Below are 26,410 nucleotides of genomic sequence, written 5' to 3' on the forward strand. Positions count from 1 at the left end.
ATGACCGAAGACCTGAAGACCCGGTTCGATCAGCTCGTCGCGGACCCGCCGCCGCCGAGCGCCGTACCGAGTGAGGCAGTGTTCGCCCGCGTCCGGACGGTACGCCGACGCCGCACGGCCGGCGTGATCACCGTCGCCGCGGCCGGCGTCGTCGCCATCGCCCTTGCCCTGGGCAACGTCACGAACATCGGCGGCGCACCGCCCGTCACCAACACGCCAGGAGCACCGAAGTCGGTCATCACCGGCCCGCCGACGGTCGCACCGAAACCACCACCCCCGATCAAGGTCGCCCTGAAGCCTTCGATCAAGGGCCGAACGGTCGGGATGACGGTCACGGTGTCCGGGAAGGCGTTCGTCCCGACGGGAATCCCCGAAGGCACACTGCTGGACGCGAACACGCCGTTCGTAGACCTGTCCGGCGGCACGGACTACTCCTTCGGCGAAGGCGACCCGGGCGGCTCCGACGGGGGTTCGATCGACTGCACCCGGAAGAAGCTGACCACGGGCTCCCAGACATATGTCATCCCGGAGACGCACGTCTTCAAGAAGCCGGGCACCTACAAGTTCACGTACACGATCCGGTACTGCGGCACGAAGGGCTGGTTCCCCACCACCGCGACCACACAGTTGGTGGTCAGATAGTCCAGGCGTGGTCCGAGGTGCCGGTGGTGGCGAGGCCGGCGGCCTTCAGGTCGGTGCGGAGGTCGCGGGGGAGGGCGAAGGTGAGGCTCTCCTCCGCGGTGGTGATCTCCTTCACGTCGGCATACCCGCGCTCGGCCAGCCAGCGCAGTACGTCGCGGACCAGGACCTCCGGGACGCTTGCCCCGCTGCTGACGCCGACCGAGTCCACGCCCTCGAGCCAGGCCTCGTCGATCTCGGCGGCGTAGTCGACCAGGTAGCCGGCCTTCGCGCCGTGCTCGACCGCGACCTCGACCAGGCGGACCGAGTTCGACGAGTTGCGGGAGCCGACGACGATCATCAGGTCGGCCTCCGGGGCCAGCTTCTTGACCGCGGCCTGACGGTTCTGCGTCGCGTAGCAGATGTCGTCGCTCGGCGGGTCCTGCAGGCTCGGGAACCGCTCGCGCAGGCGGCGCACCGTCTCCATCGTCTCGTCGACGGACAGCGTGGTCTGGGACAGCCAGACGACCTTCTCCGGGTCGCGGACGGTGACATTGGGTACGTCGTCCGGCCCGTCGACCAGCGTCACGTGCTCCGGGGCCTCGCCGGAGGTGCCGATGACCTCTTCGTGGCCCTCGTGGCCGATCAGGAGGATGTCGTAGTCGGTCGCGGCGAACCGCTTCGCCTCGTGGTGGACCTTGGTCACCAGCGGGCAGGTCGCGTCGATCGTCTTCAGCTGCCGCGTGGCCGCCTCCTCGTGCACGACCGGGGCGACACCGTGCGCGGAGAAGATCACCGTCTCCCCCTCCGGCACCTCGGAGGTCTCGTCGACGAAGATCGCGCCACGCTTCTGCAGCGTCTCCACGACGTACTTGTTGTGCACGATCTCCTTGCGCACGTACACCGGCGGCCCGTACAGGTCCAGCGCCTTCTCGACCGCGACGACAGCCCGATCCACGCCGGCGCAGTACCCCCGCGGCGCTGCAAGCAGCACCCGCTTGGTCTGCACGGCGGTCGTCGTACCGGTGTCCTCAGGCTGGGCAGTCACGCTCCCCATGGTACGGGCCCTCGTTCAAGCCGCAGCCAGGCGTCGGACAGCCCGGTCGCCGGCCTGTGAGCAGGATCACTCGCAGCCAAGCGGGTTGCCTTAGGCAACGTGTTTGGGGAGCCGTCCGCCCTGTCCGGACGGCTCCTCCGTGGGAGGTGTTACCAGCTCCTCAAGTATCTGTGCCGCAGCCCCTGTCCACAAAGGGTTTTCGGCCCCACCCGCGGAGCACGGCGAAGTCCTCCGCCGTCAGTCCGAGGTGGGGTTCGACTCGAAGCACCAGGTGCGGCTGTCCGAGGCGTTCGAGGTAGAACCGGTCGTGCCGGTTCACCTCATCGTCTACCCACGCGAACGGACGGCCGCCCACCCAGTCCGCAATGTGTGAGGTCTTCCAGGAGCCCCGGCGAACGTCGGCCACCGACGGGCGGCCGGGCCACAGGATCGTCGGGAGGTCCGACGGCAGGCCGAGGATCGGTGACAGGAGGCGGTTGGCGCCGTGCTCCCAGCTGGTCGCCCACACCAGGTCGTAGATCTCGGCAAGCGCCAAGAGCTCGGCGCCATGCTGCTGGTTGACCAGCACCCGCCAGACCTTCGCACCTTCGACAATCTCGTGCATCCGGTAGCCGGGTGGGATCTCTCTGGCCCGGTGCGGGTTGAGCGGGCCGTCGAAATCGAGCAGCAGGAGTGGGCGCATTACTCAACGTTAGGGAATGTCGGTGGCGGGTCGTAGGGTCTGGGAGTGGCTTTGGAGACGTCGCCGGAAGCACCCGCGGCCGTTCGCACGATCGCGAACGGGATTGCCGGCTGGATCAACCAGCTCGGCGCCGTGTGGGTCGAGGGGCAGCTGACGGACGTCTCGATCGGCCGCGGGACGACGACCGTGTTCGGCACGCTGCGGGACACGGACGCGGACATCTCGCTGCGGTTCACCTGCAACCGGCGGGTTTTCGAGACGGTCGAGGTGCGGGACGGCTCGCGGGTGCTCGTGCACGCCAAGCCGAACTTCTTCGCCCGCCGCGGCACGCTCGCGCTCGCCGTCAGCGAGATCCGCCACGTCGGCATCGGCGAGCTGCTGGCGCGGATCGAGCGACTGAAGCAGTTGCTCGCGGCCGAGGGGCTGTTCGAGCCGTACCGGAAGAAGAGGTTGCCGTTCCTCCCCCACACGATCGGGCTGATCTGCGGGCGCGACTCGGCGGCCGAGCGCGATGTGCTCGAGAACGCGAAACGCCGCTGGCCCGCCGTCACGTTCCGGATCGAGTATGCGTCGGTGCAGGGTCCGTCGGCCGCCGGCGAGGTGATGACGGCGCTGCGGAAGCTGGACGCCGACGACTCGGTCGAGGTGATCGTCATCGCGCGCGGCGGCGGATCGCTCGAGGATCTCCTGCCGTTCTCCGACGAAGGACTGATCCGGGCCGTGTCGAAGACGGGTACGCCCGTGGTCAGCGCGATCGGGCACGAGCCCGACTCGCCGCTGCTCGACCTGGTCGCGGACCTGCGCGCCTCGACGCCGACCGACGCGGCGAAGCGGATCGTGCCGGATGTCCGCGAGGAGCTGGACGGCGTGCGGCTGCTGCGCGAGCGCGGTCTGCGGGCGATCACCTCGTGGCTGGATCGTGAGACGCACGCGCTGGCGGCGATCCGTTCGCGACCGTCGCTGGCGGCGCCGGTGACGGATCTGCAGCGACGCTCCGACGAGGTTGCGGCGCTGGTCGAGCGCAGCCGCCGTACGCTGACGCATCGGCTGGACCGGGCGAGCGACGACATCGCGCACCGGTTGGCGAGCGTGCGGGCGCTGTCCCCGAAGGCGACGCTGGAGCGGGGGTACTCCGTGCTGCAGCTGGCCGACGGCACCGCCGTACGGGAAATGGCGCAGGTCGCGCCGGGTGACCTGCTGCAGGCGCGGGTCACCGACGGCCGGTTCGCGGTCGAAGTCAAGTCCGAGGAGAAGAAGAAGTGAGCGCCGACCGACCCGAGATGACCTACGAGCAGGCCCGCGAGGAGCTCGTCGAGGTAGTCCGCAAACTGGAAGCCGGCGGCACCTCCCTCGAGGAATCCCTCGCCCTGTGGGAGCGCGGCGAAGAACTGGCCACCACCTGCCAGCGCTGGCTCGACGGCGCCCGCGAACGCCTCGCCAAAGCCCAGGCCACCCACGAAGAGAAGCCCGACTGACCACCCCCGGCTCCCACCGACACCCAGGGCCGACGACCCGGCCGGCTCGCCCCGACGACCTGCTCGGGGCTGCTCACGCGCGAGTAGCCAGTTGGCGAGGTGCGTTCACCGGATTGGTGCCGCAGGACTTCCTGGACGCGATGGATCCGGCGTCGATCGCCGCCTCCTGGGCGCAGAGCATCGCGGCGGGCCGCTCCCGCCTGTACGTCGCGGCGCTTGGCGAGCAGGTGATCGGGTACGCCGGCGTCGGCCCCGAGCGTGATCCCTCAGCGCCACCGCACACAGGTGAGCTGTACGCCCTCTTCGTCCACCCCTCGCACTGGGGCACCGGCGCCGGGCGAGCGCTCGCCGACGCCGCCTGCGCCGACCTCCGTGACGCCGGCTGCGCGTCCGTGTGGTTGTGGGTGCTGGAGGCAAACGCTCGGGCGCGCCGGTTCTACGCGACGTACGGCTTCGTCGAGACCGGCGACCGGACCCACTCCTCGCTGAACAAGCTCCCCGAGCTCAGGCTGGCAGCAAAGCTGTAACCACCGCGCGCAGACCGTCCTTCATCCGTTCCAGGTCGAAGCCCTGCGTGCGAAGGGCGTTGTGCAGGTCCGCCGCGAGCGGTGCGAGCAGGACGTGAGCGGTGTAGTCGGCGTCGAGGTTCGGGCGAGCCGTCTCGATCAAGTGCGACAGATGGCGGTGCCAGAGGTGGTACGAGCCGATCCGGTACCGCGCGCCGTCCGACGCGTTCTCGCTGTCCATGAACAGTTCGTCGTGCCGGTCGAGCAGATCGAGATAGGCCTCGAGGAACGCGATCACGCGGACAACCGGCGGCGCTCCGGGGCCGAGTGGCGGCGGGCCACTGAGGATCTTCGCCTGGAGTTCCTGCTCGCGCTCGTCCAGCAGCGCGACCGCCAGGCCGGCACGGTCGCCGAAGCGGCGGAAGACCGTTCCCTTCCCCACGCCTGCCTCTGCGGCGATCGCATCGAGGGAGACGTTCTTCACCCCGTGCTCGGTGAACAGCCGGTCGGCCGCCTCGAGGACGCGCAGCCGGTTGCGCCGGGCGTCCGCACGTTCCGGGCGCGGTTCACCCACCACCGGCAGACCCCGTTGTGAAGCGGACTGCGGTCCGGTACTGTCGTTCATAAGACGGACTGTAGTCCGCTAAGCCTTCAGGAGGAAGCACATGAGTACGACACCTGGCACCGCGACCGTCGCGGTTGCGTATCACTCGGGTTATGGGCACACCGCGAAGCAGGCGGAGGCGGTTGCGGCCGGTGCCGCGTCGGTGCCGGCGACCGTGACGGAGCTCGTTCCGCTCGATGAGCTGACCGAGGACGTGTGGGAGCGGCTGACCGCGGCGGACGCGATCATCTTCGGCGCGCCGACGTACATGGGGAGTCCGAGTTGGGTGTTCAAGAAGTTCGCCGAGGAGAGCGTGCGGATCTGGGCTGCCGACCTCGGCTGGCGGGACAAGATCGCGGCCGGCTTCACCAATTCCAAGGCGATGTCCGGCGACAAGCTGAACAGCCTGGTCGATCTGGCCGTCTTCGCCGCGCAGCACGGGATGATCTGGGTCGGACTGGACATCTACCCGGGTTGGGCGGAGAGCACCGCGAGCATCGAGGACCTCAACCGGCTCGGCAGCTGGATGGGTGCGATGGCCCAGTCCGACGCAGACCTGTCAGCCGAGAAGGCACCGCCGGCCACCGATCTCCGTACGGCGGCCGCACTCGGCGCTCGCGTCGCGCAGGTGACACACCGACACCTCCGAGGAGCCCTGGCCGCGTGAGCACATACCTAAGCCGGGCTGACTGATGGCGTGGCTTGTCCTGCTCGCGGCAGCGGCGTTCGAGATCGCGTTTGCACTCAGTCTCAAGCCGAGTGAGGGATTCAGCCGGCTGTGGCCGACAGCAGGCGTGCTGGTGTTCGGCGTGATCTCGGTCGTGCTGCTGGCGAAGACGCTCGATCGCCTCCCGGTCGGCACGGCGTACGCGATCTGGACCGGGCTCGGATCAGTCGGGGTGGTGACGCTTGGCATCATCCTGTTCAACGAGCCTGCGACGCCGGCACGCCTCGCCTGCATCGGCCTCATCGTGGCCGGCATCGTCGGGCTGCGGCTGGCCGGAGCCGAGTAGGGGCGGACCTGCACCACTCATCAACCAGCCGCCTCGGCCGGTTCACGAGGGCCGCTGAGCGTGCAGGTGGGCGCGTGCGGGCCGTTGGTGAGTGCTGGAAGTCCAGGATCAGCTGGAGGCGCGGCGGCGCCTGCGAGGGTGGTTGGCGAGCGGGATCGGGTGCGTGTCGAGGGGTAGTTCCTCGGCGGCCGCGGTCGCGCCGGAGAGCATCCCGTGGTACGCCGCCCAGGTCGTGGCCCGGGGCGGAATGTTGCCGATGGCATCGACCTTGGTGATGGGGTGGGCGCCGTTGTGGATCGGGTTCCACAGGTCGGAGTCGCTGCGCAGGGCGCGAAGCTCGCCGAAGAGCTCGCGGCCGAACCAGCACGGGTAGCTCTCGCCGTCGTCGTACCTGGTGACGCCGATCGGGGTGGCGGCCTCGGCGACCAGCGACCACACGGCCGCCGAGGTGATCCCGGGCTGGTCACCGAGCAGTACGACGATCCCGTCGGCCCGCCGGTCGACCGCGTCCAGGGCCGGCACGATCGACGAGCTGTCGGTGTCGGCGTGCGGCGACTCGACCACCCGGACCCCGTCGAGGTCGACCCGGTCGTGGATCTGCTCCGACGAGCTGCCCAGCGTCACCACCAACTGGTCGAACCCGCACTCCCGCGCGGACTCGAGCGTCGAACCGAAAAGTGTGCCGCCCTGATAGGCGAGCAATTGCCAGGGAGCGCCGAGGTGGGGTGAGCCGTCGGCGCCCAGGAGGAGCCCGGTGACGAACATCGGCGGATCAACTCCCCGCCCGGGACGGCGTGAGAATCGTGGGCATGGCTGGCGGGGCCCTCTCCGCTAGTCCCCGAGCGTACAAAGCCGAGCTTCGATCGAACCCTCTGCCGCGGGCACGTGTCAACGACCGTCCGGAAAGTGGTCGGAACTGCCCGGAAATTGGTCAGTGCAAGGCGGAAGCAAACGTTTCGAGTGCGGGATAACCCGCATTTCCGGTAACGATGGTGGTGACTCCGCTACCGATCAGGACCAAGGCGTTCTCGCCCTTGCGGTCCAGCAGAACCTTGCGCTGCCAGGTGACACCGGCCACGGTCGCCGTACCGTCGTCGGAGGTCCGGCCGAGTTTCTCGGCCAGGAATTTGCCGCCGGTGACATTGGACTGCTCGAGCCCGACGTATTTCTTCGCGGTGGTGACGACGCCGAGGTGCCAGGTCATCGGCTCCTGCTCGGGCTTGCGGAATTCCTCGCTGGTCGCCGTCCAGCCGGACGGCATCGGCTCCGGGCCGCGCACCCAGGGCGCGGCTGTGCGAGCGTCCTCCAGTTGCGCGGTGTACTCGACGGCCTTGGGCGTCTCGGCCGGCTTCGACCGCCAGGTGACCAGGATCAGGAACGCGACCACCACCAGGCAGATGACCAGCGCGAAAACCATGTTCCCGACGGTCTGTGACTTCCGCTTGTCCCGTCGGTACGCCTGGCGGTACTCGTTCGCCTCCGCCTGGATCTGCGCCCGTTCCCGCGCCGCAGCCTCGTTGGAAGCACCCTGACCTGTCGAACTCATACGCACAGTGTCTCGCGAGGCGCAATCCGCCCGAACACCGGTCAGGGGCGTTGGCTACGATCCGTTGGCATGAGCGAGCGCAGCGAGCGACCAATCAGCAGAGCCGACCTGTCGCTCATGCTGGAGCCGAGCGCCAGCGAGGCGGAAGCATGAGCGAGCGCAGCGAGCGACCAATCAGCAGAGCCGACCTGTCGCTCATGCTGGAGCCGAGCGCCAGCGAGGCGGAAGCATGAGCGACCCGACCACGCCGCCGGCCCACTTGGAGGTCGAAGCGCACGCGCCCGACCGGAACCTCGCCCTCGAACTGGTCCGGGTCACCGAGGCCGCGGCGATGGCGGCGGGGCGCTGGGTCGGCCGCGGCGACAAGAACGGCGCCGACGGCGCGGCGGTGAATGCGATGCGCACGCTGATCGGCACGGTCGGCATGAACGGCGTGGTGGTGATCGGCGAGGGCGAGAAGGACAACGCCCCGATGCTCTACAACGGCGAGCAGGTCGGCGCCGGCGAGGGCCCGGAGTGCGACGTCGCGGTCGATCCCGTCGACGGTACGACGCTCGTCGCGAAGGGCATGAACAACGGCATCGCCGTGATGGCGGTCTCGGCACGGAACTCGATGTACGACCCGTCCGCGGTCTTCTACATGGAGAAGCTCGTCGTCGGCCCGGAGGCGGCCGAGGTGGTCGACATCCGGCTCCCGGTCGCGGAGAACATCCGCCGGGTCGCGAAGGCGAAGGGCTCCACGGTCGACGACGTCACCGTCGTACTGCTCGACCGGCCGCGGCACGACGACCTGGCCACGCAGATCCGGGCCACCGGCGCGCGGATCAAGTTCATCTCCGACGGCGACGTGGCCGGCGCGGTCGAGGCGGCGCGGCCGGACACCGGTCTGGACATGCTGCTCGGCATCGGCGGTACGCCGGAGGGCATCATCGCGGCCTGTGCGATGAAATGCCTCGGCGGGAAGATCCAGGGCAAGCTCTGGCCGCGCGACGACGAGGAACGGCAGAAGGCGCTCGACGCCGGTCACGACCTGGACCGCGTGCTCGACACCGACGACCTGGTCAGCGGCGACGACTGCTTCTTCGTCGCGACCGGGATCACCGACGGCGAACTGCTCCGCGGCGTCCGGTACGGCCGATCCACCGCGCGGACGCACTCCCTGGTGATGCGATCGCGCAGCGGCACGATCCGCAGCATCGAGAGCGAGCATCAGCTGTCCAAGCTGCGCGCGTACTCCACCATCGACTTCGAGCACGCCCGATGAGCGCACCCGTCCTCGTCATCGGCGAGGCTCTTGTCGACATCGTCGGTACGGCGGCCAAGACCACCCGCAACGGGAACGGCAAGGGCAAGGCGATTCCCGGCGGGTTCGCGGCGAACGTCGCGGTCGGACTGGCCAGGATGGGCGTGCCGACCGAGTTGGTGGCGCGCTTCGGCACCGACCAGTACGGCGACCTGCTCGGCGCGCACCTGTTCGGGAACGGCGTTCAACTCGCCCCGGGGACGGTCGATCCCGCGTTCCGGACCAGCACCGCGACCGCGACGCTGGACGCCGAGGGCGTGGCGTCCTACCAGTTCGACATGACCTGGGACCCGCCGGCGTTGTCGCTGACGCGCGGTTGCCCGGCGATCCACACCGGTTCGATCGCGACCATGCTCGAGCCCGGCGCGACGGCGATCCACAGGTTCCTGGAGTCGGTCGCCGACCAGCCCGTCACGGTCACGCTCGACCCGAACGCGCGGCCGGCGATCACGCCCGACCCGGCGGTCGCCTGGACCGCCGTGCGCAAGCTCGCCGCGCTGTCTGACCTGGTCAAGCTGAGCGACGAGGACTGCGCGTTCTTCCGGCCCGGGATGTCGCTGGACGACATCGCCGCTGAGCTGCTGACCGAGAAGCGGACGCAGTGTGTGGTCGTCACGCGCGGCGGCGAAGGCGCGATCGGCGTCAGCCGGGACGTGCGGGTCGAGGTGCAGGCGCCGGCGATCGAGGTGGTCGACACCGTGGGCGCGGGCGATTCGCTGATGGCAGCGCTCATCACCGGTCTGCTCAAGCGCGATCTGCTCGGCGAGCGGCGACTGGCCGGACTGACCTCGGAGGACCTGCGCGACGTCGTGGACTACGCGGTGAAGGCGGCCGCGATCACCTGCACGCGGCACGGCGCGGACCCGCCGACCCAGGCCGAGCACGCTGCGCGGTGGGGCGCCTGACATGTCGGCCGAGACCTGGACCTCCGAGCTGGAGTCCAAAGGCAGCGTGGAGTTCCCGCCGCGCCGCGGCCGCTTGGCGGTGCGACTGGCCGGGTTCGCTCTGCTGATGGTGCTGTCCGCGTGGACGAACATCGATCATCTGCGCGCGGACGGTGTCTCCGGCGCGCTCGGCGTACTGCGGCTGACTGCGCTGGCCGCCTTCGTGTACGGCACGGCGCTCACCACGTGGCAGCTGATCGCGAACCGCCCGGTCATCACGGTCGACGCCGACGGCATCACCCGCGGCCGCAACCTGCCCTGGTCGTCCATCACGAGCATCGACGACCCGACCGGCCTCCCGCTGGCCCGGGCGGTCCAGGTCAACCCGGCGAACCGCCGTACGCGGCCGATCTCGATCCCGCAGGACAACGTCGAGGACCTCGATGCCCTCACTCGCTGGCTGAGGTCGCTCCTCGATCAGCATCGCACCTAGGCGACGGTGCTGCGGACCGCGCTGAGGTGTTCGCGGGAGCGGGCCGCGGCGAGGTCGGGATCCTGGGCGCGAATGGCGTCGGCGATCGCCTCGTGCGCGGCTTGGTCGTGCCGGTGACGGTGCTGGTCGTCGAGCTTCAGCATGTCGATCATCGCCCGCCGGATCCGCGGCACGAACGTGTCGAACAGCTCCGTCAGTACGGCGTTGTGCGCGGCCACCACGACCGCGCGATGGAACGCGAGGTCGGCCTCGATGTACCAGTCGTCCGGCGCGCTCACCGCCGCGCGCTTGCGGTCCGTCAGCGTGTAGCGGAAGTTCTTCAGATCGGCCGGCGTACGACGGGACGCTGCCAGCCGGGCACCTTCGGTCTCGATCGCGAGCCGGCCTTCGAGGACGTCGGTGATGTCGGCCTTCCGCAGTACCTTGTCCCAGTCCTCGGCGGCCTGTAGCGCGATGACGAACACGCCCGCGCCCTGACGGCTCTCCAGCACGCGGCGACCGGCCAGCTCGCGGACGGCCTCGCGGATCGTCGACCGGCCGACCCCGAGCTGCGCGGCCAGTGTGGTCTCGCCGGGGAGCTTGGCGCCGAGCGTCCATTCACCGCTCCCGATCCGGCGCAACAGCTCCTCGGCGGCCTGCTCGGCCAGCGGGTGACGGCGAATCATCCGCACATTCTAGGGCTACTCAGGTTGTCAGCTTGTCTGAGGAGTTGATACCGTGCTCGCATGTCGTCACTCCTGCGCCTGCTTCCGGGCCTCCTCCTTCTTGGCCGCCACGGCGGGAGCTGATTCGACCGGCGCTCCCTCCGTGGAGTGCACTCGTCTGCCGGTCCTCCCCACTCCCCGGAAGGACCAGACCATGAACCGTCAGCAGCCGTCCCCCATGCCCAGCCACCGCTATCGCGACATCTTCGCCAAGGTCCCGGTCGCGCCGGCCGACCGCACCTGGCCGGACCGCCGGATCACCACCGCGCCGCTGTGGGTGCCGGTAGACCTCCGCGACGGCAACCAGGCGCTGGCCGAGCCGATGGATCCGGCCCGGAAACAAGCCTTCTTCGAGCTGATGGTTGCCATCGGCTACAAAGAGATCGAGGTCGGGTACCCGTCCGCGTCGCAGACCGACTTCGACTTCGTCCGGCTGCTGGCCACCTCCGATCTCGTCCCGGACGACGTCACCATCGTCGTGTTCACCCCGGCGCGGGCCGATCTGATCGAGCGGACCGTCGAGTCCGTCGCGGGGATGCGCGGTGACGTGGTGATCCACATGTACGCCGCGACCGCGCCGACCTGGCGGGACGTCGTACTGCGGCGTTCGCGCGACGAGCTGGCGTCGATGATCTACGCCGGGTCCGAGGAGATCCTGCGGCTGGCCGGGGACTCGGTGCGGTTCCAGTTCTCGCCCGAGGTCTACAACCTGACCGAGCCGGACTATGTGCTCGAGCTGGCCGACCACCTCACCAAGCAGTGGGACGCGACGGCCGACCGGCCGGTGATCATGAACCTGCCGGCGACAGTCGAGGTCGCGACGCCGAACGTGTACGCCGACCAGATCGAGTACATGCACCAGAACCTGCCGCGGCGCGACGGCGTGATCCTGTCGGTGCATCCGCACAACGATCGCGGTACCGGGATCGCCTGCGCGGAGCTCGCCGTACTCGCGGGTGCGCAGCGGGTCGAGGGTTGCATCTTCGGGAACGGCGAACGCACCGGGAACGTGGACATCGCGACGCTCGCGCTCAACCTGCACGCGCAGGGCGTGGATCCGATGGTCGACTTCTCCGACATCGACCGGATCCGTTCGGTGGTGGAGCACTGCACGCGGATGCCGATCCACCCGCGGCACCCGTACGTCGGGGAGCTCGTCTACACGGCCTTCTCCGGGACGCATCAGGACGCGATCCGGAAGGGCTTCGCAGTACAGGGCGACGGGTTCTGGGACGTGCCTTATCTACCGATCGATCCGGCCGATGTCGGGCGCGGCTACGAGGCGGTGGTCCGGGTCAACAGCCAGTCGGGTAAGGGTGGTATCGCACACGTCCTGGAGTCTGTGTACGGCGTACGGCTGTCGCCCGAGCAGGAGCGCGAGTTCGCGCGGCACGTACAACGGCGTACGGACGAGACCGGTCGGGAAGCGAGCGCGGAGGAGTTGAAGGCGTTGTACGAGGAGGTTTACGGGTGCTCGAACTGAAAGACGTCGACTTCGTCCGGGACGGCAAACTGCTGCTGGCCGGGGTGTCGCTGACCGTCGGCGAAGGTGAGCGGTGGGCGCTGCTCGGACCGAACGGCGCGGGCAAGAGCACGCTGCTCGGTCTGTGCGGCGCGATCACCCACCCCACCCGCGGCACGGTCGAGATCCTCGGCAAGCGGCTCGGCACGGTCGACATCCGCACCCTGCGCGAGTCCATCGGCCACGTGAATCCGCGGCACCCGCTGCGCTCGCCGCTGTCCGTGGTCGACATCGTCCTCACCGGCCTGACCGGCACCATCGAGCGCATGCCGCGCTGGGAACCGACGCCCGCTCAGACGGCGCGCGCCCTGGAGTTGGTCGACCTGCTGGGCATCAGCGCGCTGGCCCACTCCCCCTGGACCACCCTCTCCCAAGGTGAACGCGGCCGCGCGCTCATCGCCCGAGCCCTGATCGCCGACCCTCGACTGCTGCTTCTGGACGAGCCGTCAACCGGCCTCGACGTAGCCGCCCGCGAACAACTCCTCGAGACCCTCGACCACATCCACACCAGTCACCCCCACCTCGCCTGGCTCCTGGTAACCCACCACCTGGAAGAACTCCCCACCTGCACCACCCACGCAGCCCTCCTCAACGAGGGCCGCCTGCTCGCCGCCGGCCCCGTCGAAGACACGATCACCACCGACCTCATCTCGAAGACCTTCGCCCACCCCATCCAAATCACCCACCACACAGGCCGCTGGACCGCCACCGCCGGGAGAAGGTAGGGAGCCGGACCCTCGGCTAGGCGGCAGGGGTGCTCTCGTCGAAGCGAACGACCAACTGGGCGTGGAATGCGTGAGTAATGCGCTCCAGCAGAGCAAGCGTTGGGACTGTCCCACCGGCCTCGAAACGTGCGAGCGCCGACTGGGTCATCCCGGCAGCGTCGGCCAGCGTGGTCTGCGTCCAACCGCGCTGCTCGCGGATCTCTCGTGTTGCCCGCATCCGACTCTTCCTGAACACGGTGAGCAGCACGATCCGCCGATCTGATGCGATCCGGTACGTCACTCGCATCGCGTCCTGCTCGAGCCAGAAGCGCAACTCTCGAAGCTTTCCCTCGATCTGCTTTGTGTACGGCGCGCCCAGCAGAGGAACGACCACTCTCCGTCGCAGCGGCCGGTCATGTTCCTTGACCAGCGCGGAATCCACCGCGGGCGCCGGCGGTTGGTTGCGTGGAGCGAGATCAGCTCGATCTGCACGCCGGCGGGGCTTCAGGTGAGGCCGAGGCGTTTGGTGAGGCGGGGGCCTCGTTTGATTTTGATTTCGCCGAGGATGGCGGTGCCGCGGATGTGGAAGCGTTTCGGGGCGGTGGGCTGCGCGTTCGGGTCGGGGACGGCTTTGAGGCCGGCTTCCTGTTCGGAGACGGAGCCGAGGATGGGGTTGCTGTCGAGGAGGACGATCGCGTTCTGCGGTACGCGGATCTTCACGTCGGCGAGGATCGACTTCACGTCGACCTGGATGTCGTCGTACGGGATCTGAGCCTCGGTGTAGTCCAGCGTGACGTCGCCGAGGACCGCATTCACCTCCTGCCGCTGCGGGACCAGCCAGTTGCCCATCCGCTTGGTCTCGGACATGAACACGTTGATCACCGGCCCGGTCTCGACCATCGCGCCGCTGTACTGCGGGGTGACGGACGGGACGCCCGACGCGCCCGGTGCCCGCGGGCCGTTCGGCAGGTCGGCGGTCAGCTCGACGAGTTCGCCGTACGTCTTGGAGCCGTACAGCGTCTCGAGCCGCTCCTCCAGCTCGCCGTACGACAACCGGCCCTCGCCCGCGGCCTCGCGCAGTACGTCGGCGACCTCCTCCCGCTCGAGGTCGGACACCCGCCGCCGCAACGCCAGTTCATCACCGGTCGCGGCCTGCGAGGGCACGGCATCCTGCGGTCGGTTCTCCTGGGGAACGTCATCCTGAGCCACGGCAAAACCATACGCGCGCCCCTATCCCACCGCCGCCCGTTTCTCCCCCGATTCACCCCTGACCACAACCCTGATCTCCGGGTGAGACGGAGGTCGCGTCGGGAGGGCGGACGGGGAGAACTAGGCTTTAGCCGTCCAGTTCGCTCCTTCTGGAGGTATGTGCGGTGTCTGCCGACTTCAACTACTCCGATCTGTTGCCGTTGGGTGCTGACGAGACGGAGTATCGGCTGCTGACGACGGAAGGTGTCAGCACCTTCACGGCCGGCGATCGGACGTTCCTGCAGGTGGAGCCCGAGGTACTGCAGGCGTTGACCGCGGAGGCGATGCACGACATCTCGCACTATCTGCGGACCGCGCACCTCGCCCAGCTGCGGCGGATCATCGACGATCCGGAGGCGTCCGGCAACGACCGGTTCGTCGCGCTCGACCTGTTGAAGAACGCGAACATCTCGGCCGGCGGCGTACTGCCGATGTGCCAGGACACCGGCACCGCGATCGTGATGGGCAAGAAGTCCGAGGGCGTGCTGACCGGCGCGGTCGACGAGGAGTGGATCAGCCGTGGCGTGTACGACGCCTACACCAAGCTGAACCTGCGCTACTCGCAGATGGCCCCGCTGAACATGTGGGACGAGAAGAACACCGGCTCCAACCTGCCGGCCCAGATCGAGTTGTACTCGACGCCGGCCGGCTCCGGCGACCCCGCGTACAAGTTCCTGTTCATGGCCAAGGGCGGCGGCTCGGCGAACAAGTCGTTCCTCTACCAGGAGACCAAGGCGGTCCTGAACCCGGCGCGGATGATGGAGTTCCTGGACGAGAAGATCCGCTCCCTCGGTACTGCGGCCTGCCCGCCGTACCACCTGGCGGTCGTGGTCGGCGGCACCTCGGCGGAGTACGCGCTCAAGACCGCGAAGTACGCCTCCGCGCACTACCTCGACACGCTGCCGACGACGGGATCGCCGGTAGGACACGGATTCCGGGACGTGGAGCTCGAGGAGGAGGTCTTCAAGCTGACGCAGGAGTTCGGGATCGGCGCGCAGTTCGGCGGGAAGTACTTCTGCCACGACGTCCGCGTGATCCGGCTGCCCCGGCACGGCGCGTCCTGCCCGGTCGCGATCGCGGTGTCGTGCTCGGCGGACCGGCAGGCGCTGGCGAAGATCACACCCGAGGGTGTGTTCCTGGAGCAGCTCGAACGCGACCCGGCCCGGTTCCTGCCGGACACCACCGACGAGCACCTCGACGACGCGAGCGACGTCGTACGGATCGATCTGAACCGGCCGATGAGCGAGATCCGCGCGGAGCTGTCGAAGCTGCCGGTGAAGACGCGGCTGTCGCTGAGCGGGCCGCTCGTGGTGGCGCGGGACATCGCGCACGCGAAGATCAAGGAGCGACTGGACGCGGGCGAGGAAATGCCTTCGTATCTGCGCGATCACGCCGTCTACTACGCGGGGCCGGCGAAGACGCCGGAGGGATACGCCTCCGGGTCGTTCGGGCCGACGACCGCGGGGCGGATGGACGCGTACGTGGACCAGTTCCAGGCGGCCGGCGGTTCGTTCGTGATGCTTGCCAAGGGCAATCGGTCGGCGAAGGTGACGGCGGCGTGCAAGGAGCACGGCGGGTTCTACCTGGGGTCGATCGGCGGGCCGGCGGCGAGGCTGGCGCAGGACTGCATCAAGTCCGTGGACGTCCTGGAGTACGCCGAGCTCGGGATGGAAGCGGTGTGGAAGATCCAGGTCGAGGACTTCCCGGCGTTCATCGTGGTGGACGACAAGGGCAACGACTTCTTCACCGACACCCGCAAGCCGGTCCCGCTGACCGTGCGCCCGAGGAGCTGACGGTCCGTCTCCGGGAGTTGGACCTGATGCTCACCACGCCCGGACGGTGGACCGGCGAACCGCGCTCGACCTGCGTGCGGTACATCGAGACCACGGACGGGATCCTCGTGTGGGGAACCGGGCCGGGATCGCGCCAGGACCCGGACTGGTTCCGGAACCTGCGCGCCGCGGACGCGCCTGCCGTGCGGATCGGCGCCGAGCACACGCAACTGCGGGCGCGTGAGCCGGCCGGCGCCGAGCGAAGCACGATCTGGACGGACGTCATCCTCCGCGAGGATCCGGGCATCGGCCGGTTCGCGACGAAGGCACGGCGGACGATCCCGGTCGCCGTACTCGAACCGCTGGAGGAGTGACCTCAGCCGGCCTTGGTCTCGATCTGCTCTGGAAGCTTCGCCAGCAGAGCACGGGTGGCCTTGACCAGGTCCGCTTCGTTGTGGCCGAAGGCCTGGAGATAACACCCAAGAGCCGAGCGCACCAACTGCAGCTCCTCGGCCTCCAACTCGATGGTGTACATACTCCCAAGCTAAGCCTGTTCGGCGCAGTTGCACCCGCTCGTGACCGACCTGTTGTCAGCCACCCGGCCAGCCCGCCAACGTGAGTATCTCCGCCGCCGTGTCCGCGACCGCGCCGTCGTTGCGGACGGTGAAGTCCTCGACCGGCTGATGTGTCTCAGCATGGGCAAGGGCCGTGGCCAGATCCCACTCGGGGCCGCGGGTGGAGCGGGTGCGGGCGGCGATCAGGTCAGGCCCGGTGACGATACGCACCACCTGGACCGTGCAGTCGGGCAGCGCCGCGGTGTAGGCCGCGCGGAGCTCGGTCGTGAAGACAGGTCCGCTGGCGATCAGGAAGTCGGCGCCGGCGGCTCGGTACGTGCGCCAGACGGCCGCGAGGTTGTCGATGCGCAGGTGGTCGCTGAACCGCAGGCCGGAGCTCGGCGCGGCGCGGGCCGGACCGCCGAACTGGGCGACGGCGTCCAGGTCGAGCACACCCGTGGCGTGGCCTGCGCCCGTCAGCGCACCGCCGATCGCCTGGGCCGTGGTGGTCTTGCCGACGCCACCACCTCCGGTGAGAAGCAAAGCGCGCGGCATCAACTGTGCAACTCCTCCGCGATCAGGGTGGGCTGGTGGGTCGTCGGTGCGGCGGGCACGCGCCAGGTCGGCGGCGGGGTCCAGAACTGCCAGTCGTCGGAGAACGGGGCCGTCCACGCCTCGATGTCGCGGATGGCGGCGTGGGCGTCGCCAACGATCCGCTCCGCGTCGGCGGCAGTGAAGCGCCCGGCGGTGACCGCTCCCTCCAGCTCGTCCTCGTCCTTCCACTCGATGGTGCGATCGGGCCTGATCCACAGGTCGAGCACATGGTCGACGGTGCTCGTACGGCGTGATGCCCAGTCGCGGACGTGCTCCTGCTCGAGGTTCACGTACCACCCGTGGAACGTCCCGTCCTCGCCCCAGAAGTACCAGACGGACCACGGCTTCCCCGGCGGCGACACCTTGAGGATCCCGGTCCCGTGCCAGATGTCGAGCTTCAGCACCCGCTCCTCGGTGAACATCCCGATCGGACCGGCGTGCCGCGTCTCCCGCCCGTCGACGAGCACCGCCTTGAGCAACGGCGTACCCGGCGCGAGCCAGGCGACCAGCGCGTCCGCGTCGTCGCGCACGACCGTCATCGGTCGCACAGTCGGCTTGTCGGCGTGCTTCCCGGTCCCTTCGTACACCCACTCGATCGTTGTCCCCGGCTCCCAATAGCCCGTCACGCGTCGGCCGGGCGGGTCATGGACAGTACGTCGAGCGCCGCGTCCAGCTGCTCCTCGGTCAGGTCTCCCTTCTCTACGTGACCGTTCTCGATCACGACCTCGCGGATGGTCTTCCCTTGTTTCAAAGCACTTTTTGCCACGGCAGCGGCATTCTCGTACCCGATGTAGCGGTTCAGCGGGGTCACGATCGACGGCGACGACTCCGCCAGCTCGCGCGCGTGCGAGACGTTCGCGGTGATCCCGTCCACGCAGCGGTCGGCGAGCAGCCGGGAGCTGTTGGCCAGCAAGGTGATGGACTCGAGCAGGTTGCGGGCGATCACCGGAAGCATCACGTTCAGCTCGAAGTTGCCGCCGGCACCGGCCACGGTGATCGTGGTGTCGTTGCCGATCACCTGCGCGGCAACCATCAGCGTCGCCTCGCAGATCACCGGATTCACCTTGCCCGGCATGATGCTCGAGCCCGGCTGCAGGTCCGGCAGCGCGATCTCGCCGAGCCCGGCCCGCGGCCCGGAACCCATCCAGCGCAGGTCGTTGCAGATCTTCGTCAGACTCACCGCGACTGTCTTCAGCTGCCCGGACAGCTCGACCAGGCCGTCGCGGGCGCCCTGCGCCTCGAAGTGGTCCTCGGCCTCGGTCAGCTCCAGACCGGTCCGCCGGTTCAGCTCGGTGATGACCGCGGCGGCGAATCCGGGCGGTGTGTTGATCCCCGTCCCGACCGCGGTCCCGCCCAGTGGAAGCTCGGCGACCCGGGGCAGCGTCGCCCGCACCCGCGCAGCACCTCGGCTGATCTGCTGCGCATACCCGTTGAACTCCTGGCCGAGCGTCACCGGTGTCGCGTCCATCAGGTGCGTCCGGCCGGACTTCACCACCTCGGCGAACTCAGATCCCTTACGAGACAGGGAATCCGCGAGGTGCTCGAGCGCCGGCAACAGCTCCTGCACGACGCCGGCGGTGGCGGCGACGTGGATCGCCGACGGGAACGTGTCGTTGCTCGACTGGGAGGCGTTGACGTCATCGTTCGGGTGCACGTCGTCGCCGAGCGAGCGGGTGGCGAGGGTGGCCAGGACCTCGTTGGCGTTCATGTTCGTCGACGTCCCCGAGCCGGTCTGGAAGACGTCGATCGGGAACTCGTCGTCGAACTCCCCCGCGGCAACCTTGTCCGCCGCGGCAACGATCGCGTCTGCCCGGCCCGCGTCGATGACGCCGAGCGAGGCGTTCACCACCGCGGCCGAAGCCTTGATCTGTGCGAGCGCGTGCACGAGCGCCGGCGCCAGCGGCCGCCCGGAGATCGGGAAGTTCTCCACCGCGCGCTGCGTCTGCGCCCGCCACAACGCGTCGCGAGGCACCTTGACCTCGCCCATCGTGTCGTGCTCGATCCTGAATTCCACATCATCACCCATACCTGCAGAGTACGTCGCTGAGCGTTGTCGGAAGCGCCTGATAGACAAGCTGTGGACAACGACACAGGAGGGGACTGGATGAGGTTCACCCAGGCATTCGAGATCACCCAGTGGGACCAGGCGGCGTACGACGAGACCGGTTCGATCCAGCTCGGGCGGGCGACGGTCGGGAAGACGTTCACCGGCGGCGAGCTCGACGGCACGAGCTCGGCCGAGCTGTTGATGGTGGGGACGGCGGACGGCCCGGCGGCGTACACGGCGATGGAGCGGTTCACCGGGGCGCTCGGCGGGCGGAAGGGATCGTTCGTCCTGTTGCATGGAGCTACGACCGACCAGAGCTCGGCTCCTGGCCGGATCGTCGCTGCCGAGGGGGACCTGGCCGGTCTGACCGGGACGGTCGAGTACGTGCATGACGAGCAGGGTGCTCGGGTCACGGTCGACTACGAGCTGCCCTGATAGACGTAGTAGGTCTCGTCCCGCTCCTGCAAGCGGACCGGGACTGGGCTGACCTGGCATTTGCCGAAGACCGACGTGACGGCTGACTCCAACTCAGCGGATGGCGACGACGACCAGACTGTCAGGGCACCGCCGGCACGGAGCTTGGTGTGGCAGGTGGCGAGGAAGCCGGAGGTGTAGATGGCCGAATTCTCGTTGTAGACAAGGAAGTCCGGGCCGTTGTCGACATCCAGAAGGATGGCGTCGACGGACGCCTGCGGAAGGTCGGTGACGACTGCCCGGACATCGCCGACCACCACACCGACCCGAGGATCGTCGAGTATCGACGGGACCAGACCGGAGCGCATCCACGCCACCAGCTCAGGCTCGATCTCCGCGACGATCACCTGACCGAGGCGGGAGTCGGCCAGCAGTGCGCGGACCGTGTAGCCGAGTCCGAGCCCGCCGACGAGCACCCGGTCCGGGTGATGCACCGCCTCCAGCGCCACCGAGGCCAGCAGCTCCTCGCTGGACGTCTCCCGATCGTCCATCACGAAGACGCCGTTCACCCGCAACTCCAAGGCCCCGTCGTCGCGGTGACGCAGTACAAGCTCACCACGCGGACCGACCGCCCGTGCCAACTCCACCGTCAGACCCTAAGGGATCAGTACCAGCCCTTGGCCTGCGAGTGGCCCCAGGCGGAGCAGGGCGAGCCGTAGGTGGCTTCGATGTAGTCCAGGCCCCACTTGATCTGGGTGACCGGGTTGGTGCGCCAGTCCTTGCCGTACGCCGCCATCCGGTTGCCGGGCAGCGCCTGCGGGATGCCGTACGCCGTCGACGTCGGGTTGTCGGCGTCCGTGCGCCAGCGGGACTCCTTGTTCCAGAGCTTCTCCAGGCAGCTGAACTGGCTCTGGCTCCAGCCGTGGTCGGGGAGGAGGTTCATCGCGACCTCCTTCGGCGTGCCCTCGTACTTCTTCCGCTCGGCGTCCCGGCTGGCCCGCTCCTCCTGGACCGAGCGGTCGGCCTCCTGGAGCGCCCGGTAGCGCATCAGCGCCGCGTTCTTGGCCTTCATCTTGACGTCGGCCGCGTCCTGGGCTGCCACGATCAACTCGACCTGGTTCCGCATCTGGATCGCGTCGGCAGCGGCGTCGGAGGCCGCCGACTTCGAGGCGGCCGACGGCGTGGGGGCGCTGGACAGCACCTTCCCACTGTTGATGACGGCCATCTCTGCTCGCCCTGAGACCTTCTCCGAGGCACTGCTGCTCCCGGGAGAGCTGAAGAGGTCGATACCTGCGACAACGGAGACGACGGCGACCCCTGTTACTGCGAGAGCCGCGACGGAGCGCTTCGCTTTCATCTGTCCTTCCGAGAAAACCCGACCCCCGTCGGCTGCAACGAGAACATACTCTGACGTAAACCGTGCGTGATCACAAGCAGGTCACAAACGAACGGTGCGGTCGCCGCGTGGCGACCGCACCGTTCTTACCGTTGCTTTACAGAAAGCTACTAGCTAAAAGATGTAACGCTCCTTACAAACACCTTCCCCGCCCCGGTCACAGCTGCAGGTCGTCGAGCATCTCGGTGACCAGCGCCGCGATCGGCGACCGCTCCGAGCGGGTCAGGGTGACGTGCGCGAACAGCGGGTGCCCCTTCAACTGCTCGACCACCGCGACCACGCCGTCGTGCCGGCCGACCCGCAGGTTGTCGCGCTGGGCCACGTCGTGGGTGAGCACGACCCGCGAGTTCGCCCCGACCCGGGACAGCACCGTGAGCAGCACGTTGCGCTCCAGCGACTGCGCCTCGTCCACGATCACGAACGCGTCGTGCAGCGACCGCCCGCGGATGTGGGTCAACGGCAGCACCTCGAGCATGCCGCGGTCCATCACCTCGTCGATCACGTCACCGCTGGTCAGCGCGCCGAGCGTGTCGTAGACGGCCTGCGCCCACGGCCCCATCTTCTCGGACTCGGTGCCCGGCAGGTACCCGAGCTCCTGGCCGCCGACCGCGAACAGCGGCCGGAACACGATGACCTTCTTGTGCTGGCGCCGCTCCATCACCGACTCCAGGCCGGCACACAGGGCCAGCGCGGACTTACCGGTACCGGCACGGCCGCCGAGCGAGATGATCCCGACGTCCGGGTCCAGCAGCAGGTCGAGCGCGACCCGCTGCTCGGCGGACCGCCCGCGGATCCCGAACGCTTCCCGGTCGCCGCGGACCAGCCGGATCCGCTTGTCCGGCATCACCCGGCCGAGCGCGCTGCCCCGGTCGGACAGCATCACCAGACCCGTGTGCGTCGGGAACTCACCGGCCTGCGGCAGCTCCACGGAGCCGTTCTCGTACAGGTCGTCCACGACATGCGTCTCGACCTCGAGCTCGGCCATCCCGGTCCAGCCCGACTCCAGGGTCAGCTCGGCCCGGTACTCCTCGGCCTGCAGGCCGCACGCCGATGCCTTGACCCGCATCGGCAGGTCCTTCGAGACCAGCGTCACATCCTTGCCCTCGGCCTTGAAGTTGCAGGCCACGGCCAGGATCCGGCTGTCGTTGTCGCCGAGCCGGAAACCGGCCGGCAGGGTCTGCGGGTCGGTGTGGTTCAGCTCGACCCGAAGAGTTCCACCCTTCTCCCCCACTGGCAGGGGCGCGTCCAGACGTCCGTGCAGGATCCGGAGCTCGTCGAGCAGCCGCAGCGCCGTGCGAGCGAAGTAGCCGAGTTCCGGGTGATGCCGTTTGGCCTCCAATTCGGTGACAACGACCACCGGGACGACCACCTCGTGCTCGTCGAACCGCAGCATCGCGTGCGGGTCGGAGAGGAGCACCGAGGTGTCCAGCACGAACGTGCGCTGGTCCGGTGTGGATGAGGTACTTGACGCCTTGGCGTGGATGGCCATGTCGCACGTCCTCTTCTAGGCCGTGACGTTCACCCTCGCCCCGGCCCGCCAGTGGTTAGGTGATGGACCGGGTGCTGCCCTCGGGGCCCGGTGCAGACCCCATCCGAGCCGTCGCACGAACGGCGACGGCGATCAGCGAGCTCGAGACCTGAGGTCTCGGGTACTCCGTTCGGCCCCTCATGGGGCAACCGGCTGGAACGAGATTCTCAAACTGATCGGGCCTCCCGTGACAGCCGGCTTCCCCTCCGACCGTCAATGTCAGGGTAGGAGCCTCCTGCAAACGGCGCAGCCCGACACGCCCGGCCACGGGGTTAACAGGGCGTTACACCTTCAATCGCCCGAGGGAACACGCTCACTCCCAGGGGTGATCCGGTACCCCGGCCCATGCGGCGACGCTCGGTGCATGAGGAAGAACTGGCCGTCGTGGACCGGGTATGCCACCGCGACCTGGTCCCTGGTGTACGGCGTACTCGGGCTGTACTGGACCTTCGGCGGAGCGGGCTACCCGTTCGCGCACGTACCGAACGACCGCGCCACCGCCTCGGTCCTGGAAGGCACTCCGGCACACGTGGTCGCGCCGGTGATGGCAACGATCGGCCTGGCCGGCGCCGTACTCGCGGTCACGATGACCCGGATGCGGCCGCGCGGATCGGTCCTGCAGGCGATCGCCGCCGTCCTCGCGGTCGGGCTCGCGCTCGTGATCCCTGACTACACACTGATCGCAGTCGTTGCCCTCTCCCCCGCGATCGTGGTGTTCGCCTTCACCGGCGTACCAGGCGCGCAGGGCGGGATCGGCGACATCCTGTACTGGCACCGGGTGAACCTGATCATCCTGTTCATCGGCGGTGTGCTGTGGGCGGCGACTGCGCTCGCGTACCACCGGCGTACCCGGGACGTCTGCGTGTCGTGCGGCCGGGGCGAGCGAGAACGGGCCTGGCAGAGCCCTGCGGCTGCGCTGCGGTGGGGGAAGTGGGCGGTCGGCGTGGCGGTGGTGGCGAACCTTCCGTACGAGTTCACCCGGGTCGCCTGGTACTTCGGCTGGCCGGTCGGCATCAGCAAGGACTTCCACCAGATGATGGCCGACACGCCCGGCATGCTCGAGATGGGCCTCGGGCTGGCCGTCATGGGGCTGGCCGGCGGCGTCCTCACCCACGGGCTGGTGCACCGCTGGGGCGAGGTCTACCCGCGCTGGATCTGGTTCAAGGCGGGCAAGCGCGTCCCGCCCCTGCTCGCGATCGTCCCGGCCTCGATCGTGGCCGTCGTACTCGTCCCCGCCGGCCTGATGAACACCCAACTCCCGCTCGACGGCGACAACTGGGCGATCAATGCCCCGGGCATCCTCTGGGTCGTGTGGGGCGCGGCTCTCGGTACGGCGACGTACGCGTACTACCTGCGCCGGCGTACGACGTGTGCCCGCTGCGGACGCGGCCTCACGTACCGAAGCGGCGCTCTCGCTGGGCGTAGCTCCGGATCGCGCGGAGGAAGTCGACGTGCCGGAAGTCCGGCCACAGGGCTTCGCAGAAGTAGAACTCGCTCAGCGCGCTCTGCCACAGCAGGAAGCCGCCCAGGCGCTGCTCACCCGACGTCCGGATGACCAGGTCCGGGTCCGGCTGGCCCTTGGTGTACAGGTGCCGGGCGATGTGCTCGACGTCGACGCGGTCGGCCAGCTCCTCGATCGACATGCCCTTCGCGGCCTCCTCGAGGAGCAGCGACCGGACCGCGTCGGCGAGCTCGCGGCGTCCGCCGTACCCGACGGCGACGTTGACGAACATGCCCTTGTTGTCGTGGGTCGCGGTCTCGGCCGCCTTGAGCGCCTCCGCGGTGCTGCCGGGCAGCAGGTCCAGCGCGCCGACCGGGTGGATCCGCCAGCGGCCGATCGCGGTCAGCTCCTCGACGGTCTGCTCGATGATCCGCAGCAGCGGCTCCAGCTCGTCGGCCGGACGGGTCAGGTTGTCGGTGGACAGCATCCACACCGTGACGACCTTGACGCCGACGTCGTCGCACCACTCCAGGAACTCGGAGATCTTGTTCGCCCCGGCCTCGTGGCCGCGCGACACCGGGTCGCCGCCCTGGCGGGCCCAGCGGCGGTTGCCGTCGATGATGACGCCGATGTGCCGCGGGATCCGGTCCGGCGACAGCGATCGGATCAGGCGGCGCTCGTACAGGCCGTAGACCGCGTCGCGCAGCTTCTGCTTGCCAGGTGTCCGCATGGGCAGGGTGCTCTCCTCGAAGACTCTCGGTCACGAGGCTAGCCCACATCTCGGTGCGGGTGAGAGCCCTCGGAGTGGCTCACAGAAAGCTGTCAGGAAGGTCGAACTTTCCTCGCAGTTCGTGCATCGTAAGCACGGGTGGTGGTGCGCCGACCGGGTGACGTCGCCTACATTTCATCCTTCCGACCCATGCAACCTACGGTTCCGTAGGTTACGGTTGCGTAGGTACAAACCGCCCGGCACCCCTGGAAAGGACGGCGATGACCGCTACCAGCGCCCAGCCAGAGGAACTCGGCCACCGGCTCTCCGGCCGGCTCGGCCCGCTCAAGCCCAAGCTCCGCGGGTGGCTGCACGCCGGCACGTTTCCGTTCGCCACCGCCGCCGGCATCGTCCTGATCTGCCTGGCCCCGCACGCCAACGCCCGGCTGGCCGCCGCGGTCTATACCGCCGGCGCGATGCTGCTGTTCGGCATCTCCGCGCTGTACCACCGCTTCTACTGGGGCCCGACCGGCGAGGCGATCCTGCGCCGGCTCGACCACAGCAACATCTTCCTGCTGATCGCCGGCACCTACACGCCGCTCGGGATGGTGCTGCTGCACGGCGAGGACCGGGTGCTGATGCTCGGCCTCGTCTGGGGCGGCGCGACCGCGGGCATCCTGTTCCGGATCTTCTGGCTGAGCGCACCGCGCTGGATCTACACCCCGATCTACCTGGCCCTCGGCTGGGTCGCGATCTTCTGGATGGGCGACATCTACCACTCCGGCGGCGCCGCGGTCGTCACCCTGATCGCGGTCGGCGGCGGCCTGTACTCCCTCGGCGCCGTCGTCTACGGCACCAAGCGCCCGAACCCGTCCCCCCGCTGGTTCGGCTTCCACGAGATCTTCCACGCCTTCACCGTGGCCGCCTTCATCTGCCACTACATAGCCGTATCCATCGCCACCTACCACGCCGGCTAGCACTCCGCCTCGCCCAGTCGTGGCGTACGGCGGACGTCCCCGATCGCGAGTCGTGGACAGAGGTCGCTCGCAGCAGCCGAATCTCACGACTCGGTGATGGCGGTGCTCGCCGGTTGCCACGACTCGGCGGTGTGGCGGTGGGGTTAGCCGCCTAGTTCGTGGAGGGTTTCGCGGAGGACCTCGTAGCGGGCGGGCCCCAGGCGGGCGGACCAGAGGTCTTCTACGCGTTCGATGGCGGCTCGGCTGAAGGCGACAGCTTCGTCGCCTTTGGGGGTGCGGCGGACCAGGCGGACGCGGCGGTCGGCGCGGAGGCGGTCGGATTCGACGTACCCGAGGCGTTGCAGGTAGTCGACGTGCTGCCCGAGGCCCTGTTTGGTCATCGTCGCGACCTCCGCGAGATCGGTGATCCGGGCGCCGTCGGGTGGGATCAGGTCGAGCAGGCGGTAGTGCGAGACGCGCAGGCCGGGGTAGTGCTCCTCCGAGCTGGCCAGGATCTCCTCCCGGATCCGCTTGAGTGCGGCGCCGAGCAGACCGGCGATGTGGCCGGACCACGGCCCCGGCAGCGTGCTCGGTAGGTCGTTGACGGAAGTCATAAAGCCACTTTACTATGCCGTTAGTA

At 68.8% G+C, this 26,410-nt stretch carries 32 protein-coding genes; 15 read left to right on the top strand and 17 right to left on the bottom strand.

The annotated features are described in order from the left end of the window. Positions 1-642, top strand: coding sequence for a hypothetical protein (locus ACIA58_RS36020; RefSeq protein ID WP_396408324.1), 642 nt, complete (start codon positions 1-3; stop codon positions 640-642). Here ACIA58_RS36020 and ACIA58_RS36025 read toward each other — a convergent pair. Continuing rightward, a complete protein-coding gene (locus tag ACIA58_RS36025; protein ID WP_396408325.1) occupies positions 635-1,675 on the bottom strand; it encodes a 4-hydroxy-3-methylbut-2-enyl diphosphate reductase in 1,041 nt (346 codons plus the stop codon). The genes ACIA58_RS36020 and ACIA58_RS36025 overlap by 8 nt on opposite strands. A 160-nt stretch (positions 1,676-1,835) precedes the next feature. Beyond that, positions 1,836-2,357, bottom strand: coding sequence for an HAD domain-containing protein (locus ACIA58_RS36030; protein WP_396408326.1), 522 nt, complete (start codon positions 2,355-2,357; stop codon positions 1,836-1,838). Between the two features lie 45 nt (positions 2,358-2,402). On the opposite strand from ACIA58_RS36030, the gene xseA reads away from it, so the two are divergent. The 3 genes from xseA to ACIA58_RS36045 are packed head-to-tail and all read left to right on the top strand — an operon-like array spanning position 2,403 to position 4,359. Further along, positions 2,403-3,620 carry an exodeoxyribonuclease VII large subunit gene (gene xseA / locus ACIA58_RS36035; protein ID WP_396408327.1) on the top strand — a complete coding sequence of 406 codons (1,218 nt, stop codon included), beginning with the start codon at positions 2,403-2,405 and terminating at the stop codon, positions 3,618-3,620. A gap of 17 nt (positions 3,621-3,637) precedes the next feature. Continuing rightward, a complete protein-coding gene (locus tag ACIA58_RS36040) occupies positions 3,638-3,832 on the top strand; it encodes an exodeoxyribonuclease VII small subunit (RefSeq protein WP_396408717.1) in 195 nt (64 codons plus the stop codon). Then, positions 3,829-4,359 carry a GNAT family N-acetyltransferase gene (locus tag ACIA58_RS36045; RefSeq protein ID WP_396408718.1) on the top strand — a complete coding sequence of 177 codons (531 nt, stop codon included), beginning with the start codon at positions 3,829-3,831 and terminating at the stop codon, positions 4,357-4,359. Before ACIA58_RS36040 ends, ACIA58_RS36045 begins: the two co-directional genes overlap by 4 nt. On the opposite strand, the gene ACIA58_RS36050 is transcribed toward ACIA58_RS36045, so the two are convergent. Then, positions 4,337-4,963: a TetR/AcrR family transcriptional regulator gene (locus tag ACIA58_RS36050; RefSeq protein ID WP_396408328.1), complete on the bottom strand. Its 627-nt coding sequence runs from the start codon at positions 4,961-4,963 to the stop codon at positions 4,337-4,339. The genes ACIA58_RS36045 and ACIA58_RS36050 overlap by 23 nt on opposite strands. A gap of 40 nt (positions 4,964-5,003) precedes the next feature. Between ACIA58_RS36050 and ACIA58_RS36055 the strand changes: the two genes are divergently transcribed. Continuing rightward, positions 5,004-5,609 carry a flavodoxin family protein gene (locus ACIA58_RS36055; protein WP_396408329.1) on the top strand — a complete coding sequence of 202 codons (606 nt, stop codon included), beginning with the start codon at positions 5,004-5,006 and terminating at the stop codon, positions 5,607-5,609. Positions 5,610-5,634: 25 nt separating this feature from the next. Beyond that, positions 5,635-5,955, top strand: coding sequence for a DMT family transporter (locus tag ACIA58_RS36060; protein ID WP_396408330.1), 321 nt, complete (start codon positions 5,635-5,637; stop codon positions 5,953-5,955). Between the two features lie 108 nt (positions 5,956-6,063). Here ACIA58_RS36060 and ACIA58_RS36065 read toward each other — a convergent pair whose 3' ends face one another. Together ACIA58_RS36065 and ACIA58_RS36070 are read right to left on the bottom strand one after the other, a co-directional pair. Then, the gene (locus tag ACIA58_RS36065) at positions 6,064-6,720 is read right to left on the bottom strand and encodes an NTP transferase domain-containing protein (RefSeq protein ID WP_396408331.1); all 657 of its coding nucleotides are present in this window, start codon (positions 6,718-6,720) and stop codon (positions 6,064-6,066) included. 166 nt (positions 6,721-6,886) lie between these two features. Next, positions 6,887-7,501: a DUF4245 domain-containing protein gene (locus tag ACIA58_RS36070; protein WP_396408332.1), complete on the bottom strand. Its 615-nt coding sequence runs from the start codon at positions 7,499-7,501 to the stop codon at positions 6,887-6,889. Positions 7,502-7,730: 229 nt separating this feature from the next. Between ACIA58_RS36070 and glpX the strand changes: the two genes are divergently transcribed. The 3 genes from glpX to ACIA58_RS36085 are packed head-to-tail and all read left to right on the top strand — an operon-like array spanning position 7,731 to position 10,181. After that, positions 7,731-8,765 (top strand): class II fructose-bisphosphatase, encoded by a 1,035-nt coding sequence (gene glpX, locus ACIA58_RS36075; protein ID WP_396408333.1) that lies wholly within the window; start codon positions 7,731-7,733, stop codon positions 8,763-8,765. Further along, positions 8,762-9,709, top strand: coding sequence for a carbohydrate kinase (locus ACIA58_RS36080; protein ID WP_396408334.1), 948 nt, complete (start codon positions 8,762-8,764; stop codon positions 9,707-9,709). The genes glpX and ACIA58_RS36080 overlap by 4 nt, the downstream gene beginning before the upstream one ends. Position 9,710: 1 nt before the next feature. Beyond that, positions 9,711-10,181 (top strand): hypothetical protein, encoded by a 471-nt coding sequence (locus ACIA58_RS36085; protein ID WP_396408335.1) that lies wholly within the window; start codon positions 9,711-9,713, stop codon positions 10,179-10,181. Here ACIA58_RS36085 and ACIA58_RS36090 read toward each other — a convergent pair. After that, positions 10,178-10,846, bottom strand: coding sequence for a FadR/GntR family transcriptional regulator (locus tag ACIA58_RS36090; protein WP_396408336.1), 669 nt, complete (start codon positions 10,844-10,846; stop codon positions 10,178-10,180). The two genes, ACIA58_RS36085 and ACIA58_RS36090, sit on opposite strands and share 4 nt — an antisense overlap. A gap of 193 nt (positions 10,847-11,039) precedes the next feature. Here ACIA58_RS36090 and ACIA58_RS36095 point away from each other — a divergent pair, with 193 nt between their 5' ends. Further along, complete coding sequence (locus tag ACIA58_RS36095) at positions 11,040-12,368, top strand: 2-isopropylmalate synthase (protein ID WP_396408337.1); 1,329 nt, start codon at positions 11,040-11,042, stop codon at positions 12,366-12,368. Continuing rightward, a complete protein-coding gene (locus ACIA58_RS36100; protein WP_396408338.1) occupies positions 12,356-13,132 on the top strand; it encodes an ABC transporter ATP-binding protein in 777 nt (258 codons plus the stop codon). The genes ACIA58_RS36095 and ACIA58_RS36100 overlap by 13 nt, the downstream gene beginning before the upstream one ends. 16 nt (positions 13,133-13,148) lie before the next feature. Here ACIA58_RS36100 and ACIA58_RS36105 read toward each other — a convergent pair whose 3' ends face one another. Continuing rightward, positions 13,149-13,505 carry a helix-turn-helix domain-containing protein gene (locus ACIA58_RS36105; RefSeq protein ID WP_396408339.1) on the bottom strand — a complete coding sequence of 119 codons (357 nt, stop codon included), beginning with the start codon at positions 13,503-13,505 and terminating at the stop codon, positions 13,149-13,151. Positions 13,506-13,615: 110 nt separating this feature from the next. Continuing rightward, positions 13,616-14,320 carry a DUF1707 domain-containing protein gene (locus ACIA58_RS36110; protein ID WP_396408340.1) on the bottom strand — a complete coding sequence of 235 codons (705 nt, stop codon included), beginning with the start codon at positions 14,318-14,320 and terminating at the stop codon, positions 13,616-13,618. Between the two features lie 164 nt (positions 14,321-14,484). Between ACIA58_RS36110 and ACIA58_RS36115 the strand changes: the two genes are divergently transcribed. Further along, positions 14,485-16,152 (top strand): fumarate hydratase, encoded by a 1,668-nt coding sequence (locus ACIA58_RS36115; RefSeq protein ID WP_396408341.1) that lies wholly within the window; start codon positions 14,485-14,487, stop codon positions 16,150-16,152. 26 nt (positions 16,153-16,178) lie between these two features. Next, positions 16,179-16,505, top strand: a complete 327-nt coding sequence (locus ACIA58_RS36120) for a nitroreductase/quinone reductase family protein (RefSeq protein WP_396408342.1) — start codon at positions 16,179-16,181, stop codon at positions 16,503-16,505. A 2-nt stretch (positions 16,506-16,507) separates the two neighbouring features. Here the strand turns inward: ACIA58_RS36120 and ACIA58_RS36125 are convergent, their stop codons facing one another. From ACIA58_RS36125 to ACIA58_RS36140, 4 genes are all read right to left on the bottom strand, one after another. Then, the gene (locus ACIA58_RS36125; protein WP_396408343.1) at positions 16,508-16,666 is read right to left on the bottom strand and encodes a hypothetical protein; all 159 of its coding nucleotides are present in this window, start codon (positions 16,664-16,666) and stop codon (positions 16,508-16,510) included. A gap of 55 nt (positions 16,667-16,721) precedes the next feature. Further along, positions 16,722-17,240 carry a hypothetical protein gene (locus ACIA58_RS36130; RefSeq protein ID WP_396408344.1) on the bottom strand — a complete coding sequence of 173 codons (519 nt, stop codon included), beginning with the start codon at positions 17,238-17,240 and terminating at the stop codon, positions 16,722-16,724. Continuing rightward, positions 17,240-17,818, bottom strand: a complete 579-nt coding sequence (locus ACIA58_RS36135; RefSeq protein WP_396408345.1) for a DUF402 domain-containing protein — start codon at positions 17,816-17,818, stop codon at positions 17,240-17,242. The genes ACIA58_RS36130 and ACIA58_RS36135 overlap by 1 nt, the downstream gene beginning before the upstream one ends. Positions 17,819-17,901: 83 nt before the next feature. Continuing rightward, positions 17,902-19,305: a class II fumarate hydratase gene (locus tag ACIA58_RS36140; RefSeq protein ID WP_396408346.1), complete on the bottom strand. Its 1,404-nt coding sequence runs from the start codon at positions 19,303-19,305 to the stop codon at positions 17,902-17,904. A 78-nt stretch (positions 19,306-19,383) separates the two neighbouring features. Here ACIA58_RS36140 and ACIA58_RS36145 point away from each other — a divergent pair, with 78 nt between their 5' ends. Continuing rightward, positions 19,384-19,761 carry a DUF3224 domain-containing protein gene (locus ACIA58_RS36145; protein WP_396408347.1) on the top strand — a complete coding sequence of 126 codons (378 nt, stop codon included), beginning with the start codon at positions 19,384-19,386 and terminating at the stop codon, positions 19,759-19,761. Here the strand turns inward: ACIA58_RS36145 and ACIA58_RS36150 are convergent. The 4 genes from ACIA58_RS36150 to ACIA58_RS36165 form a co-directional block, all read right to left on the bottom strand. Further along, positions 19,746-20,387: a hypothetical protein gene (locus tag ACIA58_RS36150; RefSeq protein WP_396408348.1), complete on the bottom strand. Its 642-nt coding sequence runs from the start codon at positions 20,385-20,387 to the stop codon at positions 19,746-19,748. The genes ACIA58_RS36145 and ACIA58_RS36150 overlap by 16 nt on opposite strands. 17 nt (positions 20,388-20,404) lie before the next feature. Beyond that, the gene (locus tag ACIA58_RS36155) at positions 20,405-21,097 is read right to left on the bottom strand and encodes a hypothetical protein (RefSeq protein ID WP_396408349.1); all 693 of its coding nucleotides are present in this window, start codon (positions 21,095-21,097) and stop codon (positions 20,405-20,407) included. 196 nt (positions 21,098-21,293) lie between these two features. Continuing rightward, positions 21,294-22,625: a PhoH family protein gene (locus tag ACIA58_RS36160; RefSeq protein WP_396408350.1), complete on the bottom strand. Its 1,332-nt coding sequence runs from the start codon at positions 22,623-22,625 to the stop codon at positions 21,294-21,296. A 1,430-nt stretch (positions 22,626-24,055) separates the two neighbouring features. Then, the gene (locus tag ACIA58_RS36165; protein WP_396408351.1) at positions 24,056-24,835 is read right to left on the bottom strand and encodes an isoprenyl transferase; all 780 of its coding nucleotides are present in this window, start codon (positions 24,833-24,835) and stop codon (positions 24,056-24,058) included. A 260-nt stretch (positions 24,836-25,095) separates the two neighbouring features. Between ACIA58_RS36165 and ACIA58_RS36170 the strand changes: the two genes are divergently transcribed. Further along, positions 25,096-25,791: a hemolysin III family protein gene (locus ACIA58_RS36170; RefSeq protein ID WP_396408352.1), complete on the top strand. Its 696-nt coding sequence runs from the start codon at positions 25,096-25,098 to the stop codon at positions 25,789-25,791. A gap of 143 nt (positions 25,792-25,934) precedes the next feature. Here the strand turns inward: ACIA58_RS36170 and ACIA58_RS36175 are convergent, their stop codons facing one another. Beyond that, entirely contained in the window at positions 25,935-26,384 is a 450-nt protein-coding gene (locus tag ACIA58_RS36175) for a MarR family winged helix-turn-helix transcriptional regulator (RefSeq protein WP_396408353.1), read from the bottom strand. Positions 26,385-26,410 lie beyond the last annotated feature (26 nt).

It is taken from the genome of Kribbella sp. NPDC051586 (assembly GCF_044453965.1).
Lineage (GTDB): Bacteria > Actinomycetota > Actinomycetes > Propionibacteriales > Kribbellaceae > Kribbella.

Excerpts from the sequence above, each read along its gene's own strand:
- ACIA58_RS36020 (WP_396408324.1), top strand. The coding sequence starts at position 1 with ATGACCGAAGACCTGAAGACCCGGTTCGATCAGCTCGTCGCGGACCCG.
- ACIA58_RS36025 (WP_396408325.1), bottom strand. The coding sequence starts at position 1,675 with ATGGGGAGCGTGACTGCCCAGCCTGAGGACACCGGTACGACGACCGCC.
- ACIA58_RS36030 (WP_396408326.1), bottom strand. The coding sequence starts at position 2,357 with ATGCGCCCACTCCTGCTGCTCGATTTCGACGGCCCGCTCAACCCGCAC.
- ACIA58_RS36040 (WP_396408717.1), top strand. The coding sequence starts at position 3,638 with ATGACCTACGAGCAGGCCCGCGAGGAGCTCGTCGAGGTAGTCCGCAAA.
- ACIA58_RS36050 (WP_396408328.1), bottom strand. The coding sequence starts at position 4,963 with ATGAACGACAGTACCGGACCGCAGTCCGCTTCACAACGGGGTCTGCCG.
- ACIA58_RS36055 (WP_396408329.1), top strand. The coding sequence starts at position 5,004 with ATGAGTACGACACCTGGCACCGCGACCGTCGCGGTTGCGTATCACTCG.
- ACIA58_RS36060 (WP_396408330.1), top strand. The coding sequence starts at position 5,635 with ATGGCGTGGCTTGTCCTGCTCGCGGCAGCGGCGTTCGAGATCGCGTTT.
- ACIA58_RS36065 (WP_396408331.1), bottom strand. The coding sequence starts at position 6,720 with ATGTTCGTCACCGGGCTCCTCCTGGGCGCCGACGGCTCACCCCACCTC.
- ACIA58_RS36070 (WP_396408332.1), bottom strand. The coding sequence starts at position 7,501 with ATGAGTTCGACAGGTCAGGGTGCTTCCAACGAGGCTGCGGCGCGGGAA.
- glpX (WP_396408333.1), top strand. The coding sequence starts at position 7,731 with ATGAGCGACCCGACCACGCCGCCGGCCCACTTGGAGGTCGAAGCGCAC.
- ACIA58_RS36080 (WP_396408334.1), top strand. The coding sequence starts at position 8,762 with ATGAGCGCACCCGTCCTCGTCATCGGCGAGGCTCTTGTCGACATCGTC.
- ACIA58_RS36085 (WP_396408335.1), top strand. The coding sequence starts at position 9,711 with ATGTCGGCCGAGACCTGGACCTCCGAGCTGGAGTCCAAAGGCAGCGTG.
- ACIA58_RS36090 (WP_396408336.1), bottom strand. The coding sequence starts at position 10,846 with ATGATTCGCCGTCACCCGCTGGCCGAGCAGGCCGCCGAGGAGCTGTTG.
- ACIA58_RS36095 (WP_396408337.1), top strand. The coding sequence starts at position 11,040 with ATGAACCGTCAGCAGCCGTCCCCCATGCCCAGCCACCGCTATCGCGAC.
- ACIA58_RS36120 (WP_396408342.1), top strand. The coding sequence starts at position 16,179 with ATGCTCACCACGCCCGGACGGTGGACCGGCGAACCGCGCTCGACCTGC.
- ACIA58_RS36125 (WP_396408343.1), bottom strand. The coding sequence starts at position 16,666 with ATGTACACCATCGAGTTGGAGGCCGAGGAGCTGCAGTTGGTGCGCTCG.
- ACIA58_RS36130 (WP_396408344.1), bottom strand. The coding sequence starts at position 17,240 with ATGCCGCGCGCTTTGCTTCTCACCGGAGGTGGTGGCGTCGGCAAGACC.
- ACIA58_RS36135 (WP_396408345.1), bottom strand. The coding sequence starts at position 17,818 with ATGACGGTCGTGCGCGACGACGCGGACGCGCTGGTCGCCTGGCTCGCG.
- ACIA58_RS36140 (WP_396408346.1), bottom strand. The coding sequence starts at position 19,305 with ATGGGTGATGATGTGGAATTCAGGATCGAGCACGACACGATGGGCGAG.
- ACIA58_RS36145 (WP_396408347.1), top strand. The coding sequence starts at position 19,384 with ATGAGGTTCACCCAGGCATTCGAGATCACCCAGTGGGACCAGGCGGCG.
- ACIA58_RS36155 (WP_396408349.1), bottom strand. The coding sequence starts at position 21,097 with ATGAAAGCGAAGCGCTCCGTCGCGGCTCTCGCAGTAACAGGGGTCGCC.
- ACIA58_RS36160 (WP_396408350.1), bottom strand. The coding sequence starts at position 22,625 with ATGGCCATCCACGCCAAGGCGTCAAGTACCTCATCCACACCGGACCAG.
- ACIA58_RS36165 (WP_396408351.1), bottom strand. The coding sequence starts at position 24,835 with ATGCGGACACCTGGCAAGCAGAAGCTGCGCGACGCGGTCTACGGCCTG.
- ACIA58_RS36170 (WP_396408352.1), top strand. The coding sequence starts at position 25,096 with ATGACCGCTACCAGCGCCCAGCCAGAGGAACTCGGCCACCGGCTCTCC.
- ACIA58_RS36175 (WP_396408353.1), bottom strand. The coding sequence starts at position 26,384 with ATGACTTCCGTCAACGACCTACCGAGCACGCTGCCGGGGCCGTGGTCC.